31 protein-coding genes are annotated in these 25645 nt (G+C 62.7%); 8 read left to right on the top strand and 23 right to left on the bottom strand.

Annotated elements, in window-relative coordinates; all coding sequences use genetic code 11:
- Window positions 1–340 precede the first annotated feature (340 nt).
- The 5 genes from L0B83_RS09520 (at window position 341) to fabF (ending at window position 5391) form a co-directional block, all read left to right on the top strand.
- On the top strand, window positions 341–1585 hold the full coding sequence (locus L0B83_RS09520; protein ID WP_234758161.1) for a PucR family transcriptional regulator: 1245 nt from the start codon (window positions 341–343) through the stop codon (window positions 1583–1585).
- Between the two features lie 88 nt (window positions 1586–1673).
- On the top strand, window positions 1674–2603 hold the full coding sequence (locus L0B83_RS09515; protein ID WP_234758160.1) for an ACP S-malonyltransferase: 930 nt from the start codon (window positions 1674–1676) through the stop codon (window positions 2601–2603).
- Window positions 2600–3661 (top strand): beta-ketoacyl-ACP synthase III, encoded by a 1062-nt coding sequence (locus L0B83_RS09510; protein ID WP_234758159.1) that lies wholly within the window; start codon window positions 2600–2602, stop codon window positions 3659–3661. Before L0B83_RS09515 ends, L0B83_RS09510 begins: the two co-directional genes overlap by 4 nt.
- Window positions 3662–3769: 108 nt before the next feature.
- Window positions 3770–4015, top strand: coding sequence for an acyl carrier protein (locus L0B83_RS09505; protein WP_234758158.1), 246 nt, complete (start codon window positions 3770–3772; stop codon window positions 4013–4015).
- A gap of 140 nt (window positions 4016–4155) precedes the next feature.
- Complete coding sequence (fabF, locus tag L0B83_RS09500) at window positions 4156–5391, top strand: beta-ketoacyl-ACP synthase II (protein ID WP_234758157.1); 1236 nt, start codon at window positions 4156–4158, stop codon at window positions 5389–5391.
- Between the two features lie 126 nt (window positions 5392–5517).
- Here fabF and L0B83_RS09495 read toward each other — a convergent pair whose 3' ends face one another.
- The 4 genes from L0B83_RS09495 to dprA all read right to left on the bottom strand — a co-directional run bounded on the left by L0B83_RS09495 (window position 5518) and on the right by dprA (window position 8880).
- Window positions 5518–6021 (bottom strand): DUF3145 domain-containing protein, encoded by a 504-nt coding sequence (locus tag L0B83_RS09495; protein ID WP_234758156.1) that lies wholly within the window; start codon window positions 6019–6021, stop codon window positions 5518–5520.
- A 256-nt stretch (window positions 6022–6277) separates the two neighbouring features.
- Window positions 6278–7243, bottom strand: coding sequence for a tyrosine recombinase XerC (locus tag L0B83_RS09490; RefSeq protein ID WP_372461180.1), 966 nt, complete (start codon window positions 7241–7243; stop codon window positions 6278–6280).
- A gap of 82 nt (window positions 7244–7325) precedes the next feature.
- Window positions 7326–7517 carry a hypothetical protein gene (locus L0B83_RS09485; protein ID WP_234758154.1) on the bottom strand — a complete coding sequence of 64 codons (192 nt, stop codon included), beginning with the start codon at window positions 7515–7517 and terminating at the stop codon, window positions 7326–7328.
- Between the two features lie 136 nt (window positions 7518–7653).
- Window positions 7654–8880, bottom strand: coding sequence for a DNA-processing protein DprA (gene dprA, locus L0B83_RS09480; RefSeq protein WP_234758153.1), 1227 nt, complete (start codon window positions 8878–8880; stop codon window positions 7654–7656).
- A gap of 166 nt (window positions 8881–9046) precedes the next feature.
- Between dprA and L0B83_RS09475 the strand changes: the two genes are divergently transcribed.
- Window positions 9047–9586, top strand: coding sequence for a hypothetical protein (locus tag L0B83_RS09475; RefSeq protein ID WP_234758152.1), 540 nt, complete (start codon window positions 9047–9049; stop codon window positions 9584–9586).
- Window positions 9587–9589: 3 nt separating this feature from the next.
- Window positions 9590–9763, top strand: a complete 174-nt coding sequence (locus tag L0B83_RS09470; RefSeq protein WP_234758151.1) for a DUF4236 domain-containing protein — start codon at window positions 9590–9592, stop codon at window positions 9761–9763.
- Here L0B83_RS09470 and L0B83_RS09465 read toward each other — a convergent pair.
- Entirely contained in the window at window positions 9760–10986 is a 1227-nt protein-coding gene (locus tag L0B83_RS09465; protein ID WP_234758150.1) for a glycoside hydrolase family 95 protein, read from the bottom strand. The genes L0B83_RS09470 and L0B83_RS09465 overlap by 4 nt on opposite strands.
- A gap of 88 nt (window positions 10987–11074) precedes the next feature.
- On the opposite strand from L0B83_RS09465, the gene L0B83_RS09460 reads away from it, so the two are divergent.
- Complete coding sequence (locus tag L0B83_RS09460) at window positions 11075–11464, top strand: hypothetical protein (RefSeq protein WP_234758149.1); 390 nt, start codon at window positions 11075–11077, stop codon at window positions 11462–11464.
- Between the two features lie 172 nt (window positions 11465–11636).
- On the opposite strand, the gene L0B83_RS09455 is transcribed toward L0B83_RS09460, so the two are convergent.
- The 18 genes from L0B83_RS09455 to rpsP all read right to left on the bottom strand — a co-directional run bounded on the left by L0B83_RS09455 (window position 11637) and on the right by rpsP (window position 25479).
- Window positions 11637–11876, bottom strand: coding sequence for a hypothetical protein (locus tag L0B83_RS09455; protein WP_234758148.1), 240 nt, complete (start codon window positions 11874–11876; stop codon window positions 11637–11639).
- A 16-nt stretch (window positions 11877–11892) separates the two neighbouring features.
- Window positions 11893–12120 (bottom strand): hypothetical protein, encoded by a 228-nt coding sequence (locus L0B83_RS09450; protein WP_234758147.1) that lies wholly within the window; start codon window positions 12118–12120, stop codon window positions 11893–11895.
- 3 nt (window positions 12121–12123) lie between these two features.
- Complete coding sequence (locus L0B83_RS09445; RefSeq protein ID WP_234758146.1) at window positions 12124–13422, bottom strand: phage major capsid protein; 1299 nt, start codon at window positions 13420–13422, stop codon at window positions 12124–12126.
- Window positions 13423–14307: 885 nt separating this feature from the next.
- Window positions 14308–14589 (bottom strand): hypothetical protein, encoded by a 282-nt coding sequence (locus tag L0B83_RS09440; protein WP_234758145.1) that lies wholly within the window; start codon window positions 14587–14589, stop codon window positions 14308–14310.
- A gap of 25 nt (window positions 14590–14614) precedes the next feature.
- Window positions 14615–15349 (bottom strand): hypothetical protein, encoded by a 735-nt coding sequence (locus L0B83_RS09435; RefSeq protein WP_234758144.1) that lies wholly within the window; start codon window positions 15347–15349, stop codon window positions 14615–14617.
- A gap of 373 nt (window positions 15350–15722) precedes the next feature.
- Window positions 15723–15950, bottom strand: a complete 228-nt coding sequence (locus L0B83_RS09430) for a hypothetical protein (protein ID WP_234758143.1) — start codon at window positions 15948–15950, stop codon at window positions 15723–15725.
- A gap of 466 nt (window positions 15951–16416) precedes the next feature.
- A complete protein-coding gene (locus L0B83_RS19890; RefSeq protein WP_234758142.1) occupies window positions 16417–17832 on the bottom strand; it encodes a recombinase family protein in 1416 nt (471 codons plus the stop codon).
- Window positions 17833–17837: 5 nt separating this feature from the next.
- A complete protein-coding gene (locus tag L0B83_RS09420; protein ID WP_234758141.1) occupies window positions 17838–19301 on the bottom strand; it encodes a YifB family Mg chelatase-like AAA ATPase in 1464 nt (487 codons plus the stop codon).
- Window positions 19301–19657: a YraN family protein gene (locus tag L0B83_RS09415; RefSeq protein ID WP_234758140.1), complete on the bottom strand. Its 357-nt coding sequence runs from the start codon at window positions 19655–19657 to the stop codon at window positions 19301–19303. The genes L0B83_RS09420 and L0B83_RS09415 overlap by 1 nt, the downstream gene beginning before the upstream one ends.
- Before the next feature lie 127 nt (window positions 19658–19784).
- Window positions 19785–20129, bottom strand: a complete 345-nt coding sequence (locus L0B83_RS09410) for a DUF2469 domain-containing protein (RefSeq protein WP_059387678.1) — start codon at window positions 20127–20129, stop codon at window positions 19785–19787.
- 80 nt (window positions 20130–20209) lie between these two features.
- Window positions 20210–20947 carry a ribonuclease HII gene (gene rnhB / locus L0B83_RS09405; protein ID WP_372461181.1) on the bottom strand — a complete coding sequence of 246 codons (738 nt, stop codon included), beginning with the start codon at window positions 20945–20947 and terminating at the stop codon, window positions 20210–20212.
- Window positions 20947–21891, bottom strand: coding sequence for a signal peptidase I (gene lepB / locus L0B83_RS09400; RefSeq protein ID WP_234758138.1), 945 nt, complete (start codon window positions 21889–21891; stop codon window positions 20947–20949). Before lepB (L0B83_RS09400) ends, rnhB begins: the two co-directional genes overlap by 1 nt.
- Window positions 21892–22569, bottom strand: coding sequence for a signal peptidase I (gene lepB, locus L0B83_RS09395; protein ID WP_234758137.1), 678 nt, complete (start codon window positions 22567–22569; stop codon window positions 21892–21894).
- A 78-nt stretch (window positions 22570–22647) separates the two neighbouring features.
- The gene (gene rplS / locus L0B83_RS09390; RefSeq protein WP_234758136.1) at window positions 22648–23007 is read right to left on the bottom strand and encodes a 50S ribosomal protein L19; all 360 of its coding nucleotides are present in this window, start codon (window positions 23005–23007) and stop codon (window positions 22648–22650) included.
- Between the two features lie 286 nt (window positions 23008–23293).
- Entirely contained in the window at window positions 23294–24124 is an 831-nt protein-coding gene (gene trmD / locus L0B83_RS09385; protein ID WP_234758135.1) for a tRNA (guanosine(37)-N1)-methyltransferase TrmD, read from the bottom strand.
- Entirely contained in the window at window positions 24125–24688 is a 564-nt protein-coding gene (gene rimM / locus L0B83_RS09380) for a ribosome maturation factor RimM (RefSeq protein WP_234758134.1), read from the bottom strand. It lies immediately after the preceding gene.
- 130 nt (window positions 24689–24818) lie between these two features.
- Entirely contained in the window at window positions 24819–25061 is a 243-nt protein-coding gene (locus tag L0B83_RS09375; RefSeq protein WP_028267532.1) for an RNA-binding protein, read from the bottom strand.
- Between the two features lies 1 nt (window position 25062).
- On the bottom strand, window positions 25063–25479 hold the full coding sequence (gene rpsP / locus L0B83_RS09370) for a 30S ribosomal protein S16 (RefSeq protein WP_234758133.1): 417 nt from the start codon (window positions 25477–25479) through the stop codon (window positions 25063–25065).
- Window positions 25480–25645 lie beyond the last annotated feature (166 nt).

Raw genomic sequence — 25645 nt, 5'->3', positions numbered from 1 at the left:
ATCGTCACCAAAACCCTCCAACTCCTCGCAGCAAAGGGCCAAGTCGACCCGAGCGCGCCGGCCCAGGCAATCGAGAAGTACAGTCTCCTCGATGTGAATGCCGGAACCACCGGCGGAGCAGGCGGCGAAAGCTAAGCGCCCAGCGAAGCGAAACCAAACCAAGCAACATCTCGACGGCGGTCCGCACCGAAAGGCGCGGGCCGCCGTCGGGCTTTATCAACCGGGTTCAACAACCGCCGCCGCGGCAGCAAAAGGCGCGGCCATCGCGTGACGCCCATCAATCGCAGTTGTAGCCTTCTCACAAATGGAGCTTGCCGATGATGCGCCGTATGCTCAAGGCATGGCAGAGCCGACTCAAATCCCCGCTAAACGCAAGGCGGCCGCGCGCACGGTAACACCGGAAAAGGCCGAGACGCTCAAAAGGCTCCGCGCCAATGTCGGGCAACTATCCACTACCACGATGCGCAAGCTAGAGAAATCGTTGCCTTGGTACAGCCGGCTAAGCTCGGACGAGCGTTCAGCCCTGGGCCTCGTTGCCCAAAACGGCATCGCTGCCTTCGTGACATGGTACGAGCGCCCGAGCTCGCCGTCGTGGATCCTGACGGACGTCTTCGGGAATGCCCCTACTGAGCTAACCCGCTCGATCAGCCTGCAAAAGGCCCTCCAGCTGATCCGGATCGTCGTCGAAGTGGTGGAGGACCAGGTCCCGGTGATCGCACCCGAAGCCGACCAGCCCTCTTTGCGCGAAGCAGTACTGCGCTATTCGCGGGAAGTGGCATTCGCCGCCGCGGACGTCTATGCACGCGCCGCCGAGTCCCGCGGTTCCTGGGACACCAGGCTCGAAGCCCTGATTGTGGACGCCATTCTCCGTGGCGAGAATACCGACGCACTTCGTTCCCGCATCGCTGCCCTCGGCTGGAAGGCCCAGGAGCGCTTCACCGTGATGGTGGGCAACTCGCCGTCGGAACCAAGCGCAAGCTACGTGAGCGAATTGCGCCGGACCGCCGGACGCTACGCGGAGGACGCCCTGGTTGGGATCCAGGGAGACCGCCTCATCCTGATCCTCGGCGGCGTGCAAGACCGCGACACCGCGTACCTGAAGCTCAGCGAACTATTCGCCCCGGGAGCCGTGGTGTACGGACCCGAGGCCAGCTCCCTGCTGGAGGCAAGCAGCTCCGCCCAAGCTGCCTTTGCCGGGCTCACCGCTGCCAAGGCCTGGCCTTCGGCACCGAGACCGGTAGCCGCGGACGATCTCCTCCCGGAAAGGGTGGTCTCGGGCGACGACGCGGCCCGCCGATCCCTCATCAAGAACATCTACCGGCCGCTGCTGGCCGCTTCCAACGGCCTGGTTGAGACCCTCGGCACCTACTTGGAACTCGGCCATTCGCTTGAGGCAACTGCCCGTGAGCTGTTCGTCCACGCGAACACCGTGCGGTATCGTCTCAAGCGCGTCTGCGACGTCACAGGGTGGGATCCGCTCCTCCCGCGCGAGGCTTTCGTGCTCCAAACCGCTTTGGTTGTGGGCAGGCTTTCGGCCCAGCCAAAGGCGACGTCGGAGCGTCACGGTGCCCGATCCGCGGGTTGAACCGTTGTAGACTTCCTACAAACTGACCCAGTGAGCTTGGTGCACGCAAACACCAGTAGTTCACGCGGCAATTTGGAAAGCTGGTTACGTGCTTGCAATCGTCTGCCCTGGACAGGGCTCCCAGACCCCCGGATTTTTGGCCCCTTGGCTGGAGCTTCCTTCCGTAGAAGGCCATCTGGCCTCCCTGAGCGAAATCGCAGGCATCGACCTCAAGGCCCACGGCACCACCTCGGACGAAGAAACCATCAAGGACACCGCCGTCGCGCAGCCCTTGATTGTCGCCGCGGGGCTCGTAGCAGCGAAATCGCTGTTCGACGTCGAACTCAGCACGCTTCCGATCGTGCTTGCCGGGCACTCGGTCGGGGAAATCACGGCCTCGGCGCTTGCGGGCGTCCTGAGCGAAGAAGAAGCCATGACGTTCGTCCGGGAGCGTGCCAACAGCATGGCCGCTGCCGCCGCCGTCACCCCCACCGGCATGAGTGCCGTCGTCGGCGGTGATCCCGCCGAGGTGCTCTCCGCCATTGAAGCCGCGGGCGCAACGCCCGCGAATGTCAACGGCGCCGGCCAGACCGTCGCGGCGGGCACGTTCGAACAGCTCAAGGCACTTGCTGAAAACCCCCCGGCCAAAGCAAGGGTTATCCCGCTGAAGGTGGTCGGAGCATTCCACACCTCCCACATGGCTCCGGCCGTGAGTGCGCTCGAAGCACTGCGGCCCTCCCTCAAGCCGCAGGCTCCCACGGTTCCCCTGCTCTCGAACTTCGACGGCCAGGAAGTCACCGACGGCGGCGCCGCCCTCGAAAGCCTGATCGCCCAGGTTTCGCGCCCGGTTCGCTGGGATCTCTGCATGGAGAACCTGGTACAGCGCGGAGTCACGGGCCTTATCGAACTGGCACCGGCCGGCACCCTGGCAGGCCTCGCCAAGCGCGGCATGCCGGGCGTGAAGACTGTTGCTGTCAAGACGCCGGATGATTTGTCCGCCGCACTCGCACTCTTCGCGGAATTGGAGGGAGACGCATGAGCGCCCCCGTACTCAAGCAGGCGCCCACGAACGCATACTCACGCGTTATCGGCATCGGGGCGTACCGCCCCGACATCATGGTCACCAATGACGACGTGTGCCAGTGGATCGACTCCTCAGACGAATGGATCCGGCAGCGCACGGGTATCGTGACCCGTCACCGCGCCGCCGCCGACGTCAGCGTCATCGACATGGCCGAAGGAGCTGCCCGCGAGGCGCTCGAGCAGGCCGGCATTGAGGCTTCCCAGCTCGGTGCGGTTATCGTCTCCACTGTCACGCACCCGTATGCCACTCCGTCGGCGGCTGCCGCACTCACCGACCGTTTGGGCGCCACCCCGGCACCCGCCTTCGACATTTCCGCCGCATGCGCGGGCTACTGCTACGGCATTGCCCAGGGCGATTCCTTGGTCCGCTCAGGCGCGGCTGAATACGTCCTGGTGGTCGGCGCCGAAAAGCTGTCGGACGTCATCGACAACCACGAGCGCACCATTTCCTTCCTTCTCGGCGACGGCGCCGGGGCTGTTGTGATCGGCCCGTCCGAGACGCCCGGCATTGCCCCGTCCGTCTGGGGATCCGATGGCAGCAAGTGGAACGCGATCGGCATGACGCATTCCCTCGACGAAGTCCGCAACCTTGGCGAAACTGCCCGCCACTCGGATGAATCCGATGATCAGGCCATTATTTCCGCAGCGCAGGACGTCTGGCCCACGCTCCGTCAGGACGGCCAGACGGTGTTCCGCTGGGCCGTCTGGGAAATGGCGAAAGTTGCCCAGCAAGCCCTTGACGCAGCAGGGATCGAAGCAACGGACCTCGCGGCGTTTGTCCCCCACCAGGCGAACATGCGGATCATCGATGAGATGGTCAAGAAGCTCAAACTTCCCGAAACCGTGATGGTCGCCCGGGACATCGCTGATGCCGGAAACACTTCCGCCGCCTCGATCCCGCTGGCCACGCACCGGCTCCTCAAGGAGAACCCGGAGCTCAGCGGTGGCCTTGCCTTGCAGATCGGCTTCGGTGCCGGACTTGTCTTTGGCGCCCAGGTAATCGTTCTTCCGTAGTTTCGGACTGCGCTTAACTTCCAATTGAATAGTGCTTTGAAACAAGCCGTATCCGCGGTTTGCCCCCATTTCCGGCAATAGCCGGCCCAACAAGAAAAGGAGCCAACTATGGCTAGCAACGAAGAAATCCTGGCCGGCCTGGCTGAAATCGTGAATGAAGAGACCGGCCTCGCCACCGAAGCCGTGGAAATGGACAAGTCCTTCACCGAGGACCTGGACATCGACTCCATCTCCATGATGACCATCGTCGTCAACGCTGAAGAGAAGTTCGGCGTGCGCATTCCGGACGAAGAGGTCAAGAACCTCAAGACCGTCGGCGACGCCGTCAACTTCATCTCGAACGCACAGGCCTAGTCCGGCCTCCACTGTGCCGGGCTTCGGGTGCGCCCTGTTGCATCCGAAGCCCGGCACAGCTGCTATATCTCCCAGAGTTTTTTCCCGCCGCCCCAGTGAGAACACCACGCGGGTCGGCTGGTCCGACAGAGAGTGATCTCATGGCACGCAAAGTAGTGATTACCGGTCTGGGCGCCACAACGCCCATCGGCGGCGACGTCCCCACGATGTGGAAGAACGCGCTCAAAGGGGTCTCCGGTGCCCACACACTCGAGGATGAGTGGGTCGCCAAGTATGACCTTCCGGTCCACTTTGCCGCCCGGTGCTCGACGCCGGCCCTCGAGGTCCTGAGCCGTGTTGAAGCTAAGCGCATGGACCCCTCCACCCAGTTCGGCGTCATCGCCGCGCGCGAGGCATGGGCAGACTCCGGTCTCACCGAAATCGACCACGACCGGCTCGCTGTGGCATTCGCCACCGGCATTGGCGGTGTCTGGACGCTCCTCGACGCTTGGGACACCCTGAAGGAGAAGGGCCCCCGCCGCGTCCTTCCCATGACGGTCCCCATGCTCATGCCTAACGGCGTCGCCGCCGCTGTCAGCCTTGACCTTGGTGCCCGCGCCGGTGCGCACACCCCGGTTTCTGCTTGCGCATCGGGCACCGAAGCGATGCACCTCGGCCTGGACCTCATCCGCTCGGGAAAGGCCGACGTCGTCGTCTGCGGCGGCGCCGAAGCCGCCATCCACCCGATGCCGCTCGCCGCGTTTTCCTCGATGCAGGCCCTCTCCCGCCGCAATGACGATCCAGAGCACGCTTCTCGGCCGTACGACCGCGACCGCGACGGCTTCGTCATGGGTGAAGGCGCCGGCGCCTTGGTCCTTGAGGCCGAAGAGCACGCAATCGCCCGTGGAGCGCGGATCTACGCCGAGCTCGCTGGTACCTCGGTCACGGCTGACGCCTACCACATCACGGCGCCGGACCCCGAAGGCCTGGGTGCAACCAGGGCTTTGAAGGCCGCCATGTTCGACGGACGCATCCAGGCCGAAGACGTGGTTCACGTCAACGCCCACGCCACCTCGACGCCCGTCGGCGACAAGCCCGAGTACACGGCGCTCCGTGCCGCGCTGGGCGCCCAGGTCGACAATGTGGCGGTCTCCGCCACCAAGTCGCAGATGGGCCACTTGCTGGGTGCCTCCGGGGCCGTGGAAGCCGTACTGACGGTTCTTGCCGTGTACGAGCGCCAGGCTCCGTTGACCATCAACCTTGAGAACCAGGATCCGGAGATCCCGCTCGACGTCGTCACTTCCGCACGCTCTTTGCCTGCCGGTGACATCGTCGCACTGAGCAACTCCTTCGGCTTCGGCGGCCACAACGCCGTCATCGCCGTCCGCAGCGTCTGACAGTCGCAGCGACCTCGAGGCACAAGAGGAGGGCCCCACCGCGGTGGGGCCCTCCTCTTTGCTATGGAGAAACGGTCTTGGGGTTTTCCCTTGCCGGCTGGCGTCCGCTAGCCGGGCCGGCGTCCCCTAACCGACCTGGTGGAGCCAGCGCACGGGAGCGCCCTCGGCGGCATGCCGGAACGGCTCGAGTTCTTCGTCCCAGGCCTCGCCGAGCGCCAAGGAAAGCTCATGGTAAACAGCGGCAGGATCACCGGCCGCTGCCTCGTAGGCGTACCGGATACGGTCCTCTGTCACCATGATGTTGCCGTGGACATCGGTGACGGCATGGAAGATACCCAGCTCCGGCGTGTGCGACCAGCGCCCGCCGTCCACGCCTTGGCTCGGCTCCTCGGTCACTTCGTAGCGAAGGTGTGCCCACCCTCGCAGTGCCGACGCCAGCTGGGCGCCCGTCCCGGGGACTCCCGCCCAAGAGAGCTCGGCACGGAACATTCCGGGCGCGGCAGGTTGGGGGGTCCACTCAAGATCGGTCCGCTTGTCAACGACCGATCCGATGGCCCACTCAACGTGAGGGCACAACGCAGTAGGGGCCGAATGCACGAACAGGACACCGCGGGTTATTGCAACAGACATTCCATCCTCCATAGCTGTAGGTACGTCTTCCCCAACGACCTCCGCCTGGATGAAATAGTGCTGCGCCGTGACGCGCTGTTCCGGCCTCCCTGCCTATCTATGATTTTCCGCGCGGGAAGAACATTCAAGTCTTGGTTGAAAGTTTCCCCGCAATGCTTTCATTTTGCCGTACGGACCGGAATTACGCCAGTGCGATTCATGGACGGATGGATTTCCTCGTTCGGGCCCTTCGAAGTGGTGTATTGTTTCCGGATCCCTAGGCGCGGGGATGGGCTTGTTGATAGCTTTTGCGCAGCCGATCGACGGAGACATGGGTGTAAATCTGGGTTGTTGCGAGGCTGCTGTGACCAAGAATTTCCTGCACCGCACGGAGGTCGGCCCCGCCGTCGAGCAAATGGGTGGCAGCTGTGTGGCGCAATGCATGGGGTCCTGTCGCCGCGGTGTCCCCCAAGGCCGTCAGGAGATCGTTGACCACGCTCCGAGCCTGGCGCTGGTCGATCCGGTTGCCCCTTGAGCTCAGGAAGAGCGCCGGACCGCTTCGCTCGGTCACCACGCGTGGGCGCCCCCGGCGAAGCCAGTCGTCGACGGCGAGCGCAGCCGGAGCGCCGTACGGAACGGTCCGCTCCTTATTGCCCTTGCCGAGCACACGCAGGGTGCGGCGGTCCTGATCGAGGTCATCGATGTCCAGGCCGGCAAGCTCGCCGACGCGGATCCCTGTTGCATAAAGCAGTTCGACGACGGCGCGGTTTCGCAACGGCATCGGCGAACCATCCTTTGCTGCCTCGGACAGGCTGTCGAAGATCCTGGCCACCTGCTGTTGGTGAAGTACTCCAGGGAGTGTGTGGTCCCGCTTGGGGGCTTGAAGACGGATCGCCGGGTCCGACGCGATGAGTTCTTCCCGCAGCGCCCAGGACGTGAATGCGCGGGCCGTCGCGGCGTGCCGCGCGAGCGTTGCCCTGGACCGGCCGGATTCGCTTTGTGCCCCCAGCCAACGGCGGAGGGTGCCGAGCTCCAGATCTGCGAGCTGTCCTACGCCCTCCGCGGCAGCGAAGCGCAGCAGGCTCTCGACGTCGGCGATGTATGCCCTCACAGTATGGGCCGACCTGGCCCGTTCGCTTTCGAGGTAGCGCCGGAAGTCCTGAATGGTCCGGCTGAATGCTTCGGGGAGCGGATTGTCCTGCACCCTTCCACTGTGCCAGCCGCGAGGCCGAGCGGCCGGCATCGCCACGTTCCGGCCGACACGGCTGGTGGCGTTTCGTCCCTCACGACTGGTGGCGTTTCGGCTGGCACGATCCTGGCCATCGTCACCGTTGACGTATGGACTTGTACATCCTGTAGTACAGCCACAGCAGCAAGCCTTGCCAGACCGCGAAGAGCACCCAAAGCCATACCGGGACATGGCCGCCTTGGACGAACAGGACGGCCCCGGCGATCAGAAGGAGACCGATTTGTTGTCCGATCACGAACCTCGCGGGCTGCGCCGTCGACTTCGTCATATGCACATCATCCCTTCTCGATGGACGGGTCCAGGGCGACTATCCACAGAAGGGACGGTCCCTATGGTGCCCGATCGACCCTATGCAAACGACCCTACGCAAACTTGGCGCTAACTGATAGTCGACTACCAATGATTTAGTCCTGTTTCTTCGATCTTTTCCACGCGCCGCTCACTGAGACCGCCAAACCCAACAGGCCCAGGCGTCCGAGCCCGGCCCTGACGGATTCGGGGCTGAGCCCTGCCACGACCGCGAGCTTCTCTACCGAGCTGGTTGAACGGACGGGCAGGGCATCCAGCAGGATCAGGTCCTCAAGAGTGAGTCCGTCGTGGTCCGAGGCGGCCCCGTCCTTGTCGCCGACGAGCCCCTCGCCGCTCGTTCCGGCCAGTTCAGCGATCTCGCCGACGTCGGTGACGCACACGGCGGCGCCGTCCCGCAGAAGCCGGTGACAGCCCGCGGAGTTGGCGGAGTGAATGGAGCCGGGAACGGCTGCGACGGTCCTGCCGATGGATTCGGCGTGGTGTGCGGTATTGAGCGCGCCCGAACGCCAGCGGGCCTCAACCACAACGGTGACAGCCGCCAATGCTGCGATGATCCTGTTGCGTTGGAGGAACCGGTAGCGCGTGGGCGCAGAGCCCGGCGGAACCTCTGCGATGACCGCCCCCTGGTTTGCCACCGCACGAAGCAAATCCTCGTTCCCGGAGGGGTAGTACCTGTCCACTCCCCCGGCCATGACAGCGATGGTCGGCATGTCTATGGTGCCCCCGGCCAAGGCACCGCGATGCGCATGGGCATCCACCCCGTACGCGCCGCCCGAGACGACGGTGTAGCCGCGCTGGCCGAGGCCGTAGGCGAAGTCGCCCGTTACCGAGGCGCCGTAGCTCGTGCTGTCCCGTGAGCCGACAAGGGCCACGACCCGCCGAGCGGGTGGAAAGTCCAATTCATGTCCGCGCGACCACAAACACAACGGCTCGTGCAGGCCGAGATCAGTCATCTGCGCTGGCCAGGCCGGGTCGTCCGGAATGATCATGCGGCCACCAAGGCGGTGCACGGTGGCGAGGTCCCGTTCCGGGGCCAGGTACTTGATCCTTGGCGCCCACCGGCGTAACGCCGCAGCCAATTCAGCCCCGGTGGCAGAAAGCCCGCTGTCCACCAGCAGGGAGGCCACCTCCTGCCCAAGACCCGGCCCTGCTGCAATCTCGCCGGTCGCAACTCTGAGACCGTCAATGGCCCCTGCTGCTTGAACCAGCGCCAGCCCGGCAGCATCCTGCGGCTCCATCAACCGCGACAGTGCCGCGCGGGCCATTCGCTCCCTTTTCCGTTCCGGCGCGTCCGTAGTGAACGGTTGGCAATGTTTAGTCATGGAGTGTCCTTTCATGCGGCAGCAACCGCCTGCCGCAAGCCGAGCGCTTGCCCAATGTCGTCGCTGCCGGGCTGGTCCCGGTGTCCCAAGGTCGGCGAGCGTCCATGCCAAAGCAAGGACACTAAATCAGCAGATAATTACCCAATGGACAAAGAAGGACAAGGCCATGGACACCACCCAGCAAACCAGCAATTTTGTCGATCCCGGCGCGGACTACGGCTTGGACATCGAACGCGCCACGATGTTCATCGCCAACGCCAGGGAATGGGCTGAATCCAGCCCTTACCGTGAGATTGAGCGCAACTCGTTGGGCTGGAACATCCTTCGGGCTTACGCCCAAATATCAACGTCGCGACTCCAAGCCATGACCGGCCGGGAGAGGTACGGAATTCTCATGGTCGTTCAGCCCGGATTCCTGTTTCGCACGCCCCGCCCCGCCTGGGCGACGCGCACTTATTCACTGAGCGACGAAACCGGCGATGTCTGCACCCATGAAATGCGGATCTCCCCCAGAACCACAGCGTTCGAGCTGATTCTCGAACAGACGGACTGGGCCGACCCCGCAGGCGAGCTGCACATAGGCGAACCGGCCGTTTACCTGTACGTCGGAGATGACCGCCGGCCGCTAAATACGCATGAACTGGCAACCCTCGCCAAATCCGCCACGGCAGGGGCTGTACAACTCCATCACGCGCTGAGAGGCTGAGCCATGGGTTTCGTCTTCCGCAAGCGCATCAAGGCCGGGAAAAATACCGCCGTGAATCTGTCCAAGTCTGGCGCGTCAGTCTCGGAACGTGTCGGTCCAGTGACCATCAGCAGTCGCGGCCGGGTAACCATCCGCATCCTGCCCGGTTTGTCGTTCAGACTAGGAAGACGACGTTAGCTCTCAGGACTTGCAAGCCCGCTGTGCGGCTCAAGGATGGGAACACTCGGTCGGAAGCTGCAATTTTCGACCGCCAGGACAGTAGTGGACACGGGGCGGCCAGATCCCATCCAGTCTGCTCGCTCGAACACGTTGCCCTCGAAACGGCATTCTCGGAAAAGGACCGGCCCATCGCCAGCGCTGACAAAAAGATTCCCGGAATTGAATACGCATTCAATGAATTTAACCGCATGGCCATTCGTAACAATTGTGAGGTCTGATCCGTCAAGCGTTACGCGCCGGAATACAATTGAGCCGCGTTCCTCAGGCTGAACCTGAATTGCCGGGCTGCCAAGGGAGAGTCTCATTTTACCGCTACTGAGCGTGGCATCACCGACATGAAGCGTTCCCTTGAAGCTGAGAAAGTTCTCCAGTGAAAGGGATCCGCCGTCGAGCACGACACGCGAAATCGCAACGAACCGTGAGCCCTTCGACGCCTGGCTAATCGTCAGCTGGCCGCCTTCGCGCAGCGTTATTCCCTTGATGCTCGGCATCTCCCCAGGATTGGTCAAGGTAATCGACGACCGTCCCCAATATTTCTTTTCGGGTGTGTCGCCCTGCAGGCGCGCCATTAGCACATCTAGGGTTGTCGTCCTGACATCAGACTGAAGAGGGTGGGCGGAACGGAAATATGCGGCTAGAAGGTCGATACAAACTTGGCGCTCGTCATGGTTACCAATCTCCGCCCAGTCGTCGGCCAAGGCCGCCAAGCTATAAATGCCGGCGAGCTTGATCGCCAAGTGGTCCGAACCCAGCTGTTCCGCAGTCTTGACATACCGTGAGCGCAGCTCAGCCGTCACGGAGTCCCTGCGCCGGTCCTGGTCCAAACCATGCTGCTTGTTTGCTAGTTCGAGGGCCTTCGCTGCTGTTTCTTGTGCTTTCGACGCAGTTAGATGAGCCTCGGCACCGATCCGCTGAGTCTCTTCTGCGGTCTGCTGCCTCCGGTATGAGAAGAACAGCGTCACCCCGACGCCCAGGGCCGCGCCGGTCGTAACGGCGTTTCGGATTATCTCAAACCACGTTTCCTGGCTCATCCGGGGGCTATGGAAGAAGGGGATGAGATCCTTTGCTTCATACGCCGCGAAAGCCCAAATCAGGGCACCAACCGTACCCACAGAGGCCAAGAAACCCAACAGAAAGACGCGAGAGAGCTTCATCGGTGGGCGCGGCGCGGCATTCGACATAGGCAAAACTTTAGGCCTTGGGCTACAGATCCAAAAAACCGCGTTCCCCGCGCCTTCGCATGGTGCACCGTCGCCCTATGATATGGCCATGACTGCAATTGGGGGCAGCGCGCGGCCCAAACGAAACAGCACGCTTAGATGGTTACTCGTGGCCGTGGCGGCGCTGATCGCGGTCTTGGTGGCCCAGTGTTCAATCGCACTTGCCAAAGACCCCAGCAAAACCCCGTTGGATATGACTGACGGGGCCGCTGCCGGGAGTTGCATCGGGGAACTGCAATTGGAGTACCAAGCTCACGGCAAGCACATCGTCGGCAGAACCGAAGACTTCACAGTGACGTCACGAACCGACACGCGCATTGCGCTTGATGGGAAAGTAACGCTCGTTGACCTCAACACGGGCGGAAGCTTCCGGCGTATCGACTGTGTTGTCGAACGAGGCAAGGACGGCTCGGTCCATACAAGCCCGACCGTACGCTGACTTTCTTAACTCGCCCAGACCCAAAGCAGTGCCGCCCGTGGAGACCCTTACACGGGCAGCACTGCCTTGTTCGAGGCGCTGGCCCGAGCGGTGAAAGAGTCCGCCCGTTTATTGGGCCATCGTTCCGTGTGCCGGATGTCTGCGCCCGACACACGGCGGCGTTGACGCCCCCTTAACCGTCCCTCACGGGCCGGTTGCCCTTTGGTGCCACGGGCTTGGTTTCAGAAGCAACAAGTTCGCTGTTGCCCTGCCCGTTGGCTTCCTGGACCGCCGCCGCGAAATCAGGAAGAGCCTCAGCGGGCACAAACACGACTTCAAGGCCGGTTTCAGGGTGAACACAATAGACGTAGTCCCGCGCAATGCTCCTGCCCTTGAACGGAACACCGTCAGCCAGGTCATCGTTTTTCAGCATGATTCGCTCTCTTCTCCTACCTGTAAGGCAACGCCCATGCCGGCAGCGTTTCGCCGGGCATGAACACCACGGGTTTGCCGTTCGGGTCTGTCAGGTTCATGATGCGGCGGGCGTTCTTCGGGGGCGGGTCAACAATGGGCGTGCCATTGCGCAACCGCACCCGCTCGTGTTCGCTGATTGCCTCATTCCGCAGATCCCCGGGTAGGTCCGGGAAGCTGTGGACGGGCCACACGCGCAATGTCATGGCTTACAAGCCTCCGAGGTACCGGTAAACGGCAAACGCGCTCGTGCGGGCCGGTTGCACGTCGCCGCGCCATGTTGCAACGAAACCAAGTTGGCCAAGTTCCGCGTACCGCTCTTGAAGGAACTGAATCCGAAGCTCCATGCGCTGCCCGATGATCAGTTCAGTCCAGTCCCCAACGAACGCATCAGCGGCAATGCCGGTCATGGTGCCTTGGGTCATGCCGCTGGCGACTTGATTGGACGCGTAAAACGGAAGATCCCGGAGCGCGTCCGGCACACGCAGCGGCTGGTTCGTAGTGTCCTTGAACTTGGCATACTTCTGCTGAAGACGCGTCGGCAAGATCAGCCCCGTAGGCTGCTCGTTGAGGTTCTCGACCGTGAAATCGAGATCAATAAGCTCGTCATAGCTCGTGATCGTCGTGCCGTTCGCAGCACCGCCGCCCAGCACGTTGGCCGGCCGGTTTGCGTTGAGCGCAGCCAGGACGCCACGCGGGTTAGGCGGCGTCGGAAGGTTGATCGAACCAGCACCCGACGTGATACCGCCGTACAGCGCCACCTTGTCCAGCATCAGGCCAATCGCTTTGCCGATGCTGTTGAGCACCAGCTGATCCGCGTTCGGGGCATCCTCGAACCATTCCAGGGACATCGTGACAAGCGCGTTCATGGACTTCGCGGTGAGCGTCACGTTATCGAATGTGGGGTCCGAAGCCGCGATAGCCGAACCTTCAGCGCGGAACGCGGCCGTAACGTCGCCCGTCAGGCGCCCAACCTGGACCGTGTTGGCATCCATCGGCAGCAGCGTGGCCCCGGCCTTTAGGACCGCCGCGTTGTTCCGGGCGATGTCGATGATTTGCGAGGACCAGACGGTAGGCACAACGGCCGAAGCGCCGGTTGTCGAGAGGCTGCGCAGGAATTCGGCGGGACCGCCAAACGTGGCCATTGCCGCCTCGTCGCCCAAGCGCCGGTTCTCGCGGTGCGCCATAACCAGTTCATGCTCACCGAACAACTGGTTCGACCGGAGAGCAGGGGCCCCAGTGCCCAGATTCACAAACTTGGCCGCCCGGGCTTCCGTGCCGCCACCGGCAAAGGTCTCCTGGGCACGGCGGTACTGCTCGTTGAACTCGGCGGCACGGTCCAACTGCCGCTCAATCGAGTCGCCAGCTTCCATAATCCGTTGGAACTCGGCCTCTTCCGCGTCAGAAAGCTCTCGCTTCTCCGCTTCGGCCGTTTCGATCAGAGCGGCCGCAGCAGCCTTAAGCTCTGCCTTTCGCTCGTTCAGCATTTCACGCATGGTCTTGGGCATTGGAATCACACTTTCAAAACGAGTGCACACGCAACGGGGGCACCATAAATGATGGGGAAATTTGGCACGTACGTGCCACTGGTGGTCCCAGGTGCGTTTCGCGCTGCCTGCTAGTGCCGCTCACTAGTTGCCGCGCCACGGTGGGAAGGTGGCCTCGCCCCTGCATCCGCCGCTGCGACTCAAGAAGAAATCCGGGAGGGGTGCGTTTCGCGCTGCCCCGATCCGCCGGACTTTCGGCCTTCTCTTGCCTCATATTCTACTCTTTCTACTCTTTCGAATGACAACTATGTGATTAGTCACTGGTTCCCAAACTTGCGTAGCCCGTTGACGAAATCCTCAGCCTCATCACCCACGGATCTCGGCTCAGGAACACGAGAAACGGCACCATCAGGGCGGATCTGCCCCAGAAGCCGCACCAATCGTGCAATGAGCGGGGATAGCCGTTCAGCAGGCGCGTTATCGACAGCCCTGGCCGTTCGGATCGCCAAAGCCCGCAACGTGCCCGACCAAGGCGGCGTGAACGCCGCAGATTCGTTCAACTCGCGCCGCACCACCCGTTCGACCGGCCCCCGGACGGGACTAGGCAAAGCCGCCTTTGCCTTCGCCCGGCCGGCCGCGTTCCGCTCCCGGTGCCCGGCACGGCAGGTATCGCAACGGCAACCATTGCGGTACCCCGTAGCACCATGCTTGAAGCCCGGCTCCGTACGGATCACACGCTCCACGGAAACCACCCCGCCACAACATTTTTGCGATTTTTCGGAGAGAGAGAACGGATGACGGCGCGGTCGTCCGTTCGCCCTGCCTCAAAAAACGGGAAGCCTCTCGGTCCGCAGTGTTCGCGGAAATCTCCCCCAAGGTCGAGTCCGTGCACCGTGATGTGCGGGGTCATGGTGTGTTCCCTGCTTCAAGCTTCAACGTGGCGGCAAGGACCCGTGCTAGCTCGGTCTCGGCCCCGTTGAGCCGGTCATCACTGGCCAACGCGGCGATGACCGAAACGGCCGCGAGCATCATGGAGTGTGCTTGCCCTGGCTCGGTGGGCTGAAGTGCCACGAAGCCGTCAACGTCGGCCGTGCACAATGCGCGTGCCAGCGCGATCACTCGCCGGTAGTCGTCGGCTGGAAGTGCAATGGGTTCAGACCCGCCTCGGTCTGCTGGTGTGGTGATCATGAAGTAATTTCCTTTCCTTGGAAGATCACACGGTTTCTGGAACTCGCGACTTGCTTGCGTTCCACTCGCAGTCCAGACAGATTGCCGAACCTTTAGTTGCCTGCCCCTGACTCAACCGTCCATTGCAGCCGGGACTCGAGCAGGGGTCCCCTTCCACCAGCGGTCGATTAGGACTTACGTCTGTCATTCCCCACTGCCTCTCAACCTCGGGATTCACAGAACCGACCGAGGAACTACTTCTGTTAAAGGCTTCCAGTCCCTCTGGGTTGCCAGATGGGTTCCCAGCTGGGTTTTTCCTCCCCGAAATTCCGGGGTTTTTGGTTTCGGTGGCCTGATCGTCGTTTCCACCTTCAAAACCCATGTTGGTTTTCTGCTGGGTTTTCTGTTGGGTTTCGTCTTGGGTTCCCGACTGGGTTTCTGGCCGTGCCCACGTCTCCCGGTTCTTTTTCGGACGCCCGCCGTTGCTCCCGTTCTTCCGGCTAATGGCTTGACGCCTCATAACCTGCTCGGCGGTCGGCTGGTATTGCGCGTGGTGGAGGATCTCGTAATAGGAGCCAAAGTCGGTCCACCAGCCCTTTTCAACAAGCTCACCTGCAGCCTCTGGGCGCTTGCTGAATCTTGGCAGATCCTCCTTAGGTATCCGGCAGTCCAGCAGCTTGCGGCCGTTCCAAACGAGAGCCTCCGTATGGAGCCGGAAAGCGGCGTCGGTCAGGCCCCAGCAGTCGTCTCCGTAATCATCAGAGAACTTCGGCCAAGTCATCGTGTCACCTGCTCCCGCGCGGCTTTGCGTGCCCAGCGTCGGCAGACGCGGCCCAAGCCGGAGTGGAGTGATTCGGCTCCGCTGATGGGTGAACCGCACTCGCGGCACTTGCCACAGACGACGTACCCGCATGTAGCGGCGAACGCCTGGACCTCAGCCCAAATGGCGGCGGGCGGCAAGTTCCGGGCGACGGTCAGTGCCTCGTGCGACAATTGTCTGGTGGAGCGTCCGTTAGGCAAATGCGGGCGCTCCACGGCCGGCATTCCGGCGTGTTGCTCTGGCGTCGGAGCCGGATTAATGGCATAGTCAACAGTTGGGTCACCCCCAAGACCTAGCAACGCGCCCGGCCCCCCAGCTGGGCGCGTTGTGTTTTTCATGCTGCATCACCGCGCGCAGAACGGAATAGCCCGGACAACCGCGCCATTTGATCGGTGGTCAACTCGGGCCAGCTATTAACGGTGCGCTGGATCTGCTCTTCAAGCGAGAGCGCTTTTAGGTTCTGCCGTGCTGCAATGAATTCCGGATCATCATCCGGACGCGAGCGGGAAAGTGCGGCTACACGGCCGCGTGCTGCGGCGACGGGCTTGGAAATCGCGGACATTTGAGGGTGAACCTCCGGGCATAACTACTGCTCGGGCTGGAGACCCGACTTGCCCGTGTTTGCTTGAAGCAGTTCACGACCCGCGATAACTCTTAGGAAACGTTCGTCTCCTAGCTACCTACGTAGCTTATCAGGTAGGTAGGACAAATCGACTTTGGACACTCCGTCCGCGTGCAGCTTCTCCATGATGAAAACCACATCCACGTATGGCAAGTCTCTTTTACGGGGGCAGGTTGGACACTTCATCGGGATAGTCGGGGCCAACTCTCCGGATGGAAGTATCACAATGGGGTCACTACCACCAGGCACCCATCCCCCGCGCTTTGCGGGCCGGATACCGCGTATTTTCAGGCGTTCCATGGCGTTCTCCACCAGGTTCGACCCTTGACCGCGATCCGGTGTAAGGGTGATTGTGTAGAGCTCGCGCGAAGTGTGGCCCCTTTTATCAGTGCAGATGAATTTCATCTCAATGTCGTCCTGCATCATCTCTCCTTTTAGGGATGAGTTCGACGGTTGAAGAATCGAATTTGCGGACGCCTCTTCCAGGCGGATGAATGACAATCCGCATGAGGATATGGAGCACGGCCCGCTGGCGGGACACGCTAAGCGACTCCCACGCTGCCCGCACATCCTCAGCCGCCAACAGCGGCCCCAGAACGTCCAGTCGGCCAGCGTCGGCCAGCATGGACTCAATCGTGGCGAGCTTTGCCCGTCTCTGCGCCGTCACCGCATGGAACTGGCTTCTGCTCATCCGGTCGTTCGCGAGGTCCACCGCGTCCGCGTCGAGCTGCTCCCGCAGCCCCACCGCTTGCGCCCGCAACTCTTCCGCGTCAGGACGGTTGTCATCCTGCATCAGCCGTGCAGCGTCCGGGCGGGACAAGATACCCACGACAACCGACTCCACGTACTCTTCAACGGGCTCTGCACGGCGTGCGAAATGCCCCATTGACGCCGAACAGCGGTATGCGCGCACACCCCGACGAGAAGCGCCACCTGCGTGAACAGGAGCACCACAGACGCCGCAGCGGGCCAGCCCGGACAACAGATAGCGTCCGCCAGCCTTGCCGGACACTCTCGCCGGATTCTTCAGCACGGCCGTGACAGCAGCGAATCGTTCCTCCGAAACGATGGCCGGCCATTTGGCATCTGCCACTATCTCGCCCTTGTAGACGCGCTTGGCGATATTTCGGGGATTCAGGAGAACAACCCTGACGGAATCTGCGCGCCATAGTGATGGTTCACCTTCATGTCCCGCCTTGTATCTCCGCTGTCCGGTCGTGAACCCCTGGCTATTCCACGTCCTGGCGACCTCCCGCAGCGAGGCACCGTAGAGGACCGAATCGTAGGCAGCCTGAATGGCCGCAGCCTCAGCGGGCCGAACCGTCAGCCCGTCAGGTTCATAGCCGAACGGGCGACGGCCACCAACCCAGCGCCCCTGCTTCGCCGCCTGTTCCGCTGCACGCACCTGCCTCTCTGACTTCTGCTCAATCTCGAACCTCGCCACGGACCCTAACTGGTCTGCAACCAAACGTCCCGCAGCGGTAGAAAAGTCGAGTTCCGGACCCTTCACGAAGGCCAGTACAACATTCTTTCGCTGGCAAAGCTCGTAGAGCCTCAGTTCATCGCGCCGGTTGCGTTGCAGCCTGTCGAGCGCCCACGCGAGCACTACGCCAACCTGCCCGGACTCAACCGCCGTCAGCATGGCCTCGAATCCCTTTCGGCGCTTCTTGCCAGCGGCACTCAGGTCGTTGTCCACCTCAGTTGCCACAACTTCCCATCCCCGGTCTGATGCCAATTTGAGGCAGTCCTCGCCCTGCCGATCCACCGCTGAGCGTTCGTCGGTTCGGTCCTGGGAAATTCGGAGGTACACAAAGGCTTTCACATCTGCTAGTCTAGCATCCTGGGTAAGCGCAAGACTCTGTCATAGCCGCGCGCCGTGAGGATTCCGCGCTCCAACGAGGTGTCCAGGATTTTGGTGGTCGCAGAAGGGAGGCGCAGCTCGCCGCGCAGTACGCGCCCGGGAACCTGCGAATTGGTTTCCATTCCTAAACTCCCAAGGCGTTCGAGTTGCCGCGCCCGGGCGGCCTGGACCCTCCCGGCGACGGTAGCGGTGTCTTCCTCGGTGCCGGACTGCCCAAAGTCCGCGAGGGATACACGTTCCACTTGCAGTTGGATATCCACCCTGTCCAGCAGCGGCCCGGACATGCGCCCGAAGTAGCGGCGCCGCATCACCGGGGTGCAGGTGCAGTCGACTCCTCTGCCCGTGGCTTTCCCGCAAGGGCACGGATTCGCCGCAAGGACCAGCTGGAACCGGGCCGGATAAGCGGCAGTCCCCGCCGAACGGTGGATGACCAATTCACCGCTTTCGAGTGGTTGCCGCAGGGCATCCAGGACACGGCGTTCGTACTCGGGCGCCTCGTCAAGGAATAGGACGCCGCGGTGCGCCCGTGATGCCGCCCCGGGACGCGGCAGACCGGAACCACCACCGATGATTGCGGCGGCCGTGGCGCTGTGGTGCGGATTCTCAAAGGGCGGCCGGCGCAAAAGCTGCACCGAGTCAACATGGACTGCCGACAGCGAATGGATTGCCGTGACTTCCATGGCTTCCCGGTCCCCCAGATCCGGCAGCAGCCCCGGGAGCCGTTCGGCAAGCATGGTCTTGCCCGCACCGGGAGGACCGCAAAGCAACACATGATGCGCCCCGGCCGCCGCTACCTCCAAGGCGCGCCGGGCATCGCCCTGTCCCGAAACATCACAAAGATCCGGAGCAACCGCGGCCCCGACGTCCTGATCTCCGGCAACGTCACCGTCGGCCGGTTCATAATCCAAGGCCAGGTCCTGCGGGTTTGCCCCGAAATCGAAGGCGAGGCGGGCCAAGGTTTTGTAGCCGCGGACCACCGCGCCCGGAACCAACTCCGCCTCGGCGGCATTTGCCTGGGCGACCACAATCTCCGGATGGCCCGCTTGGACCGCGGCCATGACCGCTGGCAAAATCCCACGGACCGGCCTCAACCTGCCATCCAGGCCCAATTCGGAGATAAAGACCGTGCCTTCAGTGGAACGGATATCACCAGCAGCGCGTAATACTGCCATGGTGATCGCGAGGTCGAACCCTGAACCTCGCTTCGGCAGCGAAGCAGGAATCAGGTTCGCGGTGATTTTTCGACGGCTCAGCGGGATGCCCGAATTCTGCGCCGCAGAACGGATGCGCTCCTTTGCCTCGTTCAGGGAAGCATCCGGCAGCCCCAGGAGCACGAAACTTGGGAGTGTCTGGCCGATGTCCGCTTCGACCTCAACGATGTAGCCGTTCAAGCCCAGCAAAGCGATGGAGTAGCTCCGGCCCACGCCCACTAGCCCACACCCCTGAGGTGCTCGAGCTGCGGCTCCCCCACCCCGTCGTCGATGACACCCACCACGTCCACGCGACGGCGCGCGGCGCGCACCTCGTGATCACGGCACCACGACAAAGCCAGCCGGTGGAGCCGCGCGAGCTTGGCAGCTCCAATGGCTTCAAACGGATGCCCGTATTCGAGGTTCCTCCGGGTCTTCACCTCGGCGATCACCAACGTGTCGCCGTCGAGCGCCACGATGTCGATTTCGCCCTGGGGACATCTCCAGTTGCGGTCCATAATCCGCATTCCCTGGGTTTCGAGAAACCCGGCGGCCAGCTTTTCGCCGTGCCGGCCCAGCAAGTCTTTGGCTTTCATGGCCACCTCCAGTACCAGCCTGGAGGTGGCGGGAACCCAAAGTCAGAGGCCAGCTGCGCTATGTGGGAAACTCCGCCAAAGAGCCTATGTGGAGGAAAAGAGGTCGCGGGTCCTAGTTGCCCAGTTCCTAGTTGCCCAGGTTGCCGAGATCTCCCAGGTCGCCGTCCTTCGGCAAGGAGAGCTCCTCGCTGCGGGGCAGCTCTTCGACGTTGACGTCCTTGAACGTAATGACCCGGACGTTCTTCACGAATCGGGCCGAACGGTAGACGTCCCAAACCCAGGCATCCTGGAGGGTCAGGTCGAAGTAAACCTCACCGTCGGCGCTGCGGGCCTGCAAGTCAACGTGGTTCGCCAGATAGAACCGGCGTTCGGTCTCGACAACGTAGCTGAACAAACCAACGACGTCGCGGTATTCGCGGTAGAGCTGCAGCTCCATGTCGGTTTCGTAGTTCTCAAGATCCTCGGCACTCATAGATCCATCTTGCACCATGGAGGGCGCCCACGCCGCCACAGCAGTAAGCGGCCGGCGTAAGCGGGCAACGAAAGCGGATGCTACAGCAGGTTCCAGCTTGTCCGGTGGTAAGGCGTCGGACCGGACAGACGGAGGGCTTCGCGGTGGAAGGACGTGGCATAGCCCTTGTTCTCGTTCCAGCCGAAAGCCGGGTATTCGTCATGCAGCCCCACCATGATGCGGTCCCTGGCCACCTTGGCAAGCACGCTGGCGGCCGCCACGCTGAGGCAGCTCATGTCCGCCTTCACCCTGGTGTGCACCGGCGCCTCGCACGCGGGCACAGACGTCTCGACGTCGAACAAGGAACCTTGGTCCTGCGGCGAGAGCCAGTTATGGCTCCCATCAAGGAGGACCAGGTCCGGTTGTATGCCAGACGCGAGGATCTCGAACCAGGCACGCGTCCCCGCCAGCCGTAAGGCGCCGATGATTCCCAACGCATCGATCTCCGCCGAACTTGCGTGGCCCACCGCCGACCCCACTGCCCATTCACGTACCAGCGGCTCCAACCGCTCGCGGTCTTCCGGCTTGAGGAGCTTGCTGTCGCGGACATCGGCGATCAAACCGTGGTCCCTGAGGTCGACGACGGCGATTCCCACCGACACCGGTCCCGCTAGGGCGCCGCGGCCTACTTCATCGACACCGGCCAGGAGCGTGACCCCTGGAGCGAGGAAACCCTTTTCGATGTCCAGGGTGGGGACCTCAGGAGCGTACTTCGCCCGCGCTGCGGTCTTCCGCTGCGTTCGAACCGGCGTAGCCGCTCCTGCTCCTGCCGGAACCATCATTTGCCCGCTGGAGCCGTGGGTGAAGCAGTGTTCTGGGGCGACGGCGCAGGAACGTTGCGGAAGACCTCGGAGTGGTTGTCGAGGATCCGCCAACGGTTGATGGGCCACGCAATAACCGTGGCTTTTCCTTCGACATCGGAAATGTCGATAAAACCACCATTGACGGACTGGTGCTCGCGGGAGTCGGCCGAGTTATTGCGGTTGTCACCCATAACCCAAATTTTCCCAGCAGGGACCACTACATCGAAAGACTTGGCGGTGGGAACCTGCGCAGGATTGATGTAATTCTCATTGAGGACCGTGCCGTTGACGCTGACCCGCGCGGAACTGTCGCAGCAGGAAACCCTGTCGCCAGGCAGCCCGATCACGCGCTTGACGAGGTGCTGGTTGGTGTCGTCCGGAAGCAGCCCGACGAAGACCAGTCCATCCTGGAACCATTTGAAGGGTCCGGCCGTGGTCTTCGCCGTGGGCGGCAGCCATCCCTTCGTGTCTTTGAAGACCACGATGTCGCCGCGCTCCAGAGCGAAAGGTTTCGGGACCAGGAGGTTCACGAAGATCCGGTCGTCGACGTCAAGGGTGTTGACCATCGACTCCGAGGGAATGAAGAACGCACGGAACAGGAAAGTCTTGATGAGGAAGGACAAGACGATGGCGATGACCACCACCGTGCCGATTTCCCTGAGCCAGCCGAGGAAAGGACTGCCGTGGGTTTTAGCGGCAGCTTCGGTCCGACCGCTTTCGCCCGATTCCACCCCCGAACCCTGCCGGGCGGCGCGGCGCGGCGACTCGTGCTCCGGTCGGGCCGCCGTCGAGCCAGCCGCGCTCCCCTGGGACGCCTCGCCGTCACCGGCGCCAAGATCCATGGCGGGAGCGGACGGTCCGTCCAGGGGCCGGGCGTCGCCGTCGTGCCGTTCCGGCGTGCCGGGAGTTGTGTCGGGCATCTATTGTCCGTTCTTCGAGGTTGTAGCGGCCTTCGCAGGGCGAGGCAGTTCTGCAAATCTATCAAGCGGCCAGATAATCCGGACCGGACGCCCTATGACACGTTCCAGCGGCACCATCCCTCCGCCGGGCGCACCCAGAAGGCCGCGCGAGTCGGCCGAGCGTGAGCGATGGTCCCCCATGAGCCACAATCGGTCATTCGGAACGATGACGTCGAATTTCTGTTCACTCGGCGTGTCGCCCGGATACAGATAGGGTTCCTCAAGCGGCTGACCGTTGACTGTGAGTTTTCCGTCGGTGCCACAACACGTGACGTGGTCTCCGGGAAGCCCGATGACACGCTTGACGTATGTCGTGTCACTTCCCGTCAGGCCCAGCCAATGGCCACCGGCGGCAATGGCGTCGGCAAGCGGTCCCTTGCCGCTGCTCAGCGGAGCGAAGGTTCCCCTCCCGTCGAAGACCACGATGTCGCCATGGCGAATAGGTTCTGCGCTGAAATCGGTCCGGGACACCAGGATGCGGTCCCCCGTGCCCAGGACCGGTTCCATGGACTCGGACGGGATGAAGTAGACATCCAGCCATAAGGACCGGACAAGCCCGCTGATGGCTACGGCCAGGAAAAGCGCGAGCAAAACAAAACGCCAGCCCCTCTTACGGGGCTGGCGTTCTGCATGGTCCATGATTCGTTTCCTGTTGCGTTGCGGATCTCTCCGGCGCAGGCCGGACACGAATCCAGGACCCGCTGTTGCTCGAAAGAACTACTTGCCGGCGGCGAAGTCGCGCTTTTCCTTGATCTTCGCGGCCTTACCACGCAGGGCGCGCATGTAGTAAAGCTTGGCGCGGCGGACGTCACCCTTGGTGACGACCTCGATCTTCTCGATGATCGGGGAGTGAACCGGGAAGGTACGCTCTACGCCGACACCGAATGAGACCTTGCGGACCGTGAAGGTTTCGCGAACGCCGTCACCCTGGCGGCCCATGACGAAGCCCTGGAAGACCTGGACACGGGTGTTCTTGCCTTCGATGATGTTCACGTGAACCTTGATGGTGTCACCCGCGCGGAACTCGGGAACATCGTTGCGCAGCGAAGCTGCATCTACGCTATCGAGGATATGCATTGATCCACTCCTGGTGAACGCCACAGGTCATCCACTTTGGGTCACGGCGGGCAAGCCCGGGGCGCGAGGCCGGCCGGAAATTACCGCCGAAGATTTTCAGATCCGGACCGCCACTGATTGGCGGCTCCGGGGTGTCAGGCTGTTGGTAACGCTCCCCCTGTGGCAGGCGCGAACCCAGTAGACACAAGGGTTAATTCTGCCACACCCCGCGAATTCCGGCGAATCCCGCGAAACCGGCCCGATTTTTGCGGCAGGACGGCCGATGCAGTGCCCGACGGCGGCCGGCTCAGTCCGGGAGCCCGCCGTCCGGGCGGCGCCGCAACCGGCCATCTACGACGTCGTACCCGAGTTCCCCAAAAGCCGCGCGGTCCGCGCGTGACAGGTTTCCGGCGTCGAACTCTTCGAGGAGGTCAGGGCGGCGTTCGGCCGTGCGCCGGAACTGTTCGTGGCGGCGCCACTGGGCGATCTTGCCGTGGTTGCCGCTCAAAAGGACCGCGGGCACCTCACGATCGCGCCATGATGAGGGCTTCGTGTAGACCGGGTACTCAAGCAGGCCGTCCGAGTGGGATTCCTCCACCAGGGATTCGGGATTGCCGACGACACCCGGGAGTAAGCGTCCGATGGCCTCGACCATGGCCAGGACTGCGACCTCGCCGCCATTGAGGACGTAGTCGCCCAAGCTGAGCGGACGGACGGTGAAATGCCCTGCCGCCCATTCCATGACGCGCTCGTCAATGCCTTCGTAACGGCCGCACGCGAAGACAAGCTGCTCTTCCTCGGCGAGTTCGCAAGCGAGCGCCTGGTTGAAGCGCTCCCCCGCGGGCGACGGAACAATCAGGACCGGCTTCTTCGTTGGTCCATGCGATCCGCCCTCAGTGTCGGCGCCCCCGGCTGCGGCAATGGACTCCAAGGCCTGGGCCCAGGGTTCGGGCTTCATGACCATGCCGGCGCCGCCGCCATACGGGGTGTCGTCCACCGTGCGGTGCTTGTCCGTGGTGAAGGTCCTCAGGTCATGGACGTTGAGCTCCAAGAGTCCGTCCTGACGGGCTTTGCCTATGAGCGAAAGCTCCAGTGGCGCCAGGTACTCGGGAAAGATGCTGACGACATCAATGCGCATCTAGGCGTCATCCTTGGTCTCAGCGTCGTCCTCTTCCGCGTCGGAACCGGACGCGTCGGTGTTCAGTTCGAAGAGCCCGGGCGGAGGCGTGAGCACCACGTACCCGTCCTCGAGGTTGATCTCAGGCACGATCTCTTCCACGAAGGGCACCAGGATTTCCGCGCCTTGCGCGTCTTCAATGACCAGCAGGTCCTGGACGGGCATGGTGTTCAGCGCGGTCACCTTGCCAACGGTCTGCGAGCCGACGCGGACCTCAAGGCCCACGAGCTCGTGCTCGTACCAGCCTTCGTCGTCGTCCTCCTCCAGCTCTTCGGTCTCGATGAACAGCTTCGCGCCCCGGATTTCCTCCGCCTGGTTGCGCGTGGAGATCTCTTCGAAACCGAGCAACAGGATGTCTTTGTTCCACCGAGCGCTGCTGATTGTCAACGGACCGGCCTTCGCGGGTTCGACCACGAATTCGGTGCCCGGGACGAAGCGATCGCCGGGGGCATCGGTGAGCACCTGGACAGTGACTTCGCCGCGGATTCCGTGTGGCTTGCCGATTCGGGCAACCTGGAGCTGCATGGGGTTCCTCTGATTTCTTCCCTGGGGCCGGTCTCGGGGCCCAAGGCTGGGTTTGCTCGTAAAACAATCCGGCCCCTCCACCATAATCTGGTGAAGGGGCCGGATCTAAGACAAGTATTGCTGAGCGCGTTTACCGGCGACGGTCGGTGTCGACGACGTCGACCCGGACCTGCTCGCCGCCCGCCAATGCCGCAATCACAGTGCGCAAAGCACGTGCGGTGCGACCCTGGCGGCCGATCACCCGTCCGAGGTCGTCCTGGTGAACGCGCACCTCGAGGGATTCCCCGCGGCGGTTGTTCTTGGCACTGACCTTGACGTCCTCAGGGCTGTCAACGATCCCACGGACCAAGTGCTCGAGCGCTTCTGCCAGCAACTTACTCAGCCTCGGTGGTCTCTGCTTCAGCGTCAGCTTCGGTTGCTTCCGACTGCTTGGCCTTCTTGGTGATGGCTTCCGGAATGATGACGGAACCCTTCTCCGGTGCAACGAAAGCAGGCTTCTCGACCTTGGTCTTCAGCGTGCCTTCCTGGCCCGGGAGACCCTTGAACTTCTGCCAGTCACCGGTGATCTTGAGGATCGCGGCAACCTGCTCGGTCGGCTGCGCGCCGACGGACAGCCAGTACTGTGCACGCTCGGAGACTACCTCGATGTACGAGGGCTCCTCGGTGGGGTGGTACTTGCCGATTTCTTCGATCGCACGGCCATCGCGCTTGGCGCGGGAGTCCATGACAACGATGCGGTAGTACGGTGCGCGCATCTTACCGAAGCGCTTAAGGCGAATCTTTACGGCCACTTTTGTGGTCACTCCTGTTTCTGAAACGGGGTTGAACCCCGCGTTCTGCACCCGTGGGGCGGGCCATACTTGAGGGTTCCAAGGACAGGATGCACGCACGGAGAGAGGGGCCGCGCGGATCGAGTACCTGTCCATTGTGCCAGATGGCGGACAGTAATTCGAACAC

It is taken from the genome of Arthrobacter alkaliphilus, assembly GCF_021483235.1.
GTDB classification, from domain to species: domain Bacteria; phylum Actinomycetota; class Actinomycetes; order Actinomycetales; family Micrococcaceae; genus Arthrobacter; species Arthrobacter alkaliphilus.
Note: the sequence above shows the minus strand (reverse complement) of the source record. Positions and strands in the feature narration are given on the sequence as shown.

What these genes read in the sequence shown, in the direction of transcription:
- lepB (WP_234758138.1), bottom strand. Translation starts at nt 21,891, where the DNA reads ATGCCCGACACAACTCCCGGCACGCCGGAACGGCACGACGGCGACGCC.
- L0B83_RS09445 (WP_234758146.1), bottom strand. Translation starts at nt 13,422, where the DNA reads ATGCCCAAGACCATGCGTGAAATGCTGAACGAGCGAAAGGCAGAGCTT.
- L0B83_RS09415 (WP_234758140.1), bottom strand. Translation starts at nt 19,657, where the DNA reads ATGAAAGCCAAAGACTTGCTGGGCCGGCACGGCGAAAAGCTGGCCGCC.
- L0B83_RS09470 (WP_234758151.1), top strand. Translation starts at nt 9,590, where the DNA reads ATGGGTTTCGTCTTCCGCAAGCGCATCAAGGCCGGGAAAAATACCGCC.
- lepB (WP_234758137.1), bottom strand. Translation starts at nt 22,569, where the DNA reads ATGGACCATGCAGAACGCCAGCCCCGTAAGAGGGGCTGGCGTTTTGTT.
- L0B83_RS09485 (WP_234758154.1), bottom strand. Translation starts at nt 7,517, where the DNA reads ATGACGAAGTCGACGGCGCAGCCCGCGAGGTTCGTGATCGGACAACAA.
- L0B83_RS09465 (WP_234758150.1), bottom strand. Translation starts at nt 10,986, where the DNA reads ATGTCGAATGCCGCGCCGCGCCCACCGATGAAGCTCTCTCGCGTCTTT.
- trmD (WP_234758135.1), bottom strand. Translation starts at nt 24,124, where the DNA reads ATGCGCATTGATGTCGTCAGCATCTTTCCCGAGTACCTGGCGCCACTG.
- rimM (WP_234758134.1), bottom strand. Translation starts at nt 24,688, where the DNA reads ATGCAGCTCCAGGTTGCCCGAATCGGCAAGCCACACGGAATCCGCGGC.
- L0B83_RS09460 (WP_234758149.1), top strand. Translation starts at nt 11,075, where the DNA reads ATGACTGCAATTGGGGGCAGCGCGCGGCCCAAACGAAACAGCACGCTT.
- dprA (WP_234758153.1), bottom strand. Translation starts at nt 8,880, where the DNA reads ATGACTAAACATTGCCAACCGTTCACTACGGACGCGCCGGAACGGAAA.
- L0B83_RS09490 (WP_372461180.1), bottom strand. Translation starts at nt 7,243, where the DNA reads ATGCCGGCCGCTCGGCCTCGCGGCTGGCACAGTGGAAGGGTGCAGGAC.
- L0B83_RS09495 (WP_234758156.1), bottom strand. Translation starts at nt 6,021, where the DNA reads ATGTCTGTTGCAATAACCCGCGGTGTCCTGTTCGTGCATTCGGCCCCT.
- L0B83_RS09520 (WP_234758161.1), top strand. Translation starts at nt 341, where the DNA reads ATGGCAGAGCCGACTCAAATCCCCGCTAAACGCAAGGCGGCCGCGCGC.
- fabF (WP_234758157.1), top strand. Translation starts at nt 4,156, where the DNA reads ATGGCACGCAAAGTAGTGATTACCGGTCTGGGCGCCACAACGCCCATC.
- L0B83_RS09430 (WP_234758143.1), bottom strand. Translation starts at nt 15,950, where the DNA reads ATGTCCGCGATTTCCAAGCCCGTCGCCGCAGCACGCGGCCGTGTAGCC.
- L0B83_RS09435 (WP_234758144.1), bottom strand. Translation starts at nt 15,349, where the DNA reads ATGACTTGGCCGAAGTTCTCTGATGATTACGGAGACGACTGCTGGGGC.
- L0B83_RS09475 (WP_234758152.1), top strand. Translation starts at nt 9,047, where the DNA reads ATGGACACCACCCAGCAAACCAGCAATTTTGTCGATCCCGGCGCGGAC.
- L0B83_RS09505 (WP_234758158.1), top strand. Translation starts at nt 3,770, where the DNA reads ATGGCTAGCAACGAAGAAATCCTGGCCGGCCTGGCTGAAATCGTGAAT.
- L0B83_RS09410 (WP_059387678.1), bottom strand. Translation starts at nt 20,129, where the DNA reads ATGAGTGCCGAGGATCTTGAGAACTACGAAACCGACATGGAGCTGCAG.
- L0B83_RS09440 (WP_234758145.1), bottom strand. Translation starts at nt 14,589, where the DNA reads ATGATCACCACACCAGCAGACCGAGGCGGGTCTGAACCCATTGCACTT.
- rnhB (WP_372461181.1), bottom strand. Translation starts at nt 20,947, where the DNA reads ATGGTTCCGGCAGGAGCAGGAGCGGCTACGCCGGTTCGAACGCAGCGG.
- L0B83_RS09455 (WP_234758148.1), bottom strand. Translation starts at nt 11,876, where the DNA reads ATGCTGAAAAACGATGACCTGGCTGACGGTGTTCCGTTCAAGGGCAGG.
- L0B83_RS09510 (WP_234758159.1), top strand. Translation starts at nt 2,600, where the DNA reads ATGAGCGCCCCCGTACTCAAGCAGGCGCCCACGAACGCATACTCACGC.
- rplS (WP_234758136.1), bottom strand. Translation starts at nt 23,007, where the DNA reads ATGCATATCCTCGATAGCGTAGATGCAGCTTCGCTGCGCAACGATGTT.
- L0B83_RS09450 (WP_234758147.1), bottom strand. Translation starts at nt 12,120, where the DNA reads ATGACATTGCGCGTGTGGCCCGTCCACAGCTTCCCGGACCTACCCGGG.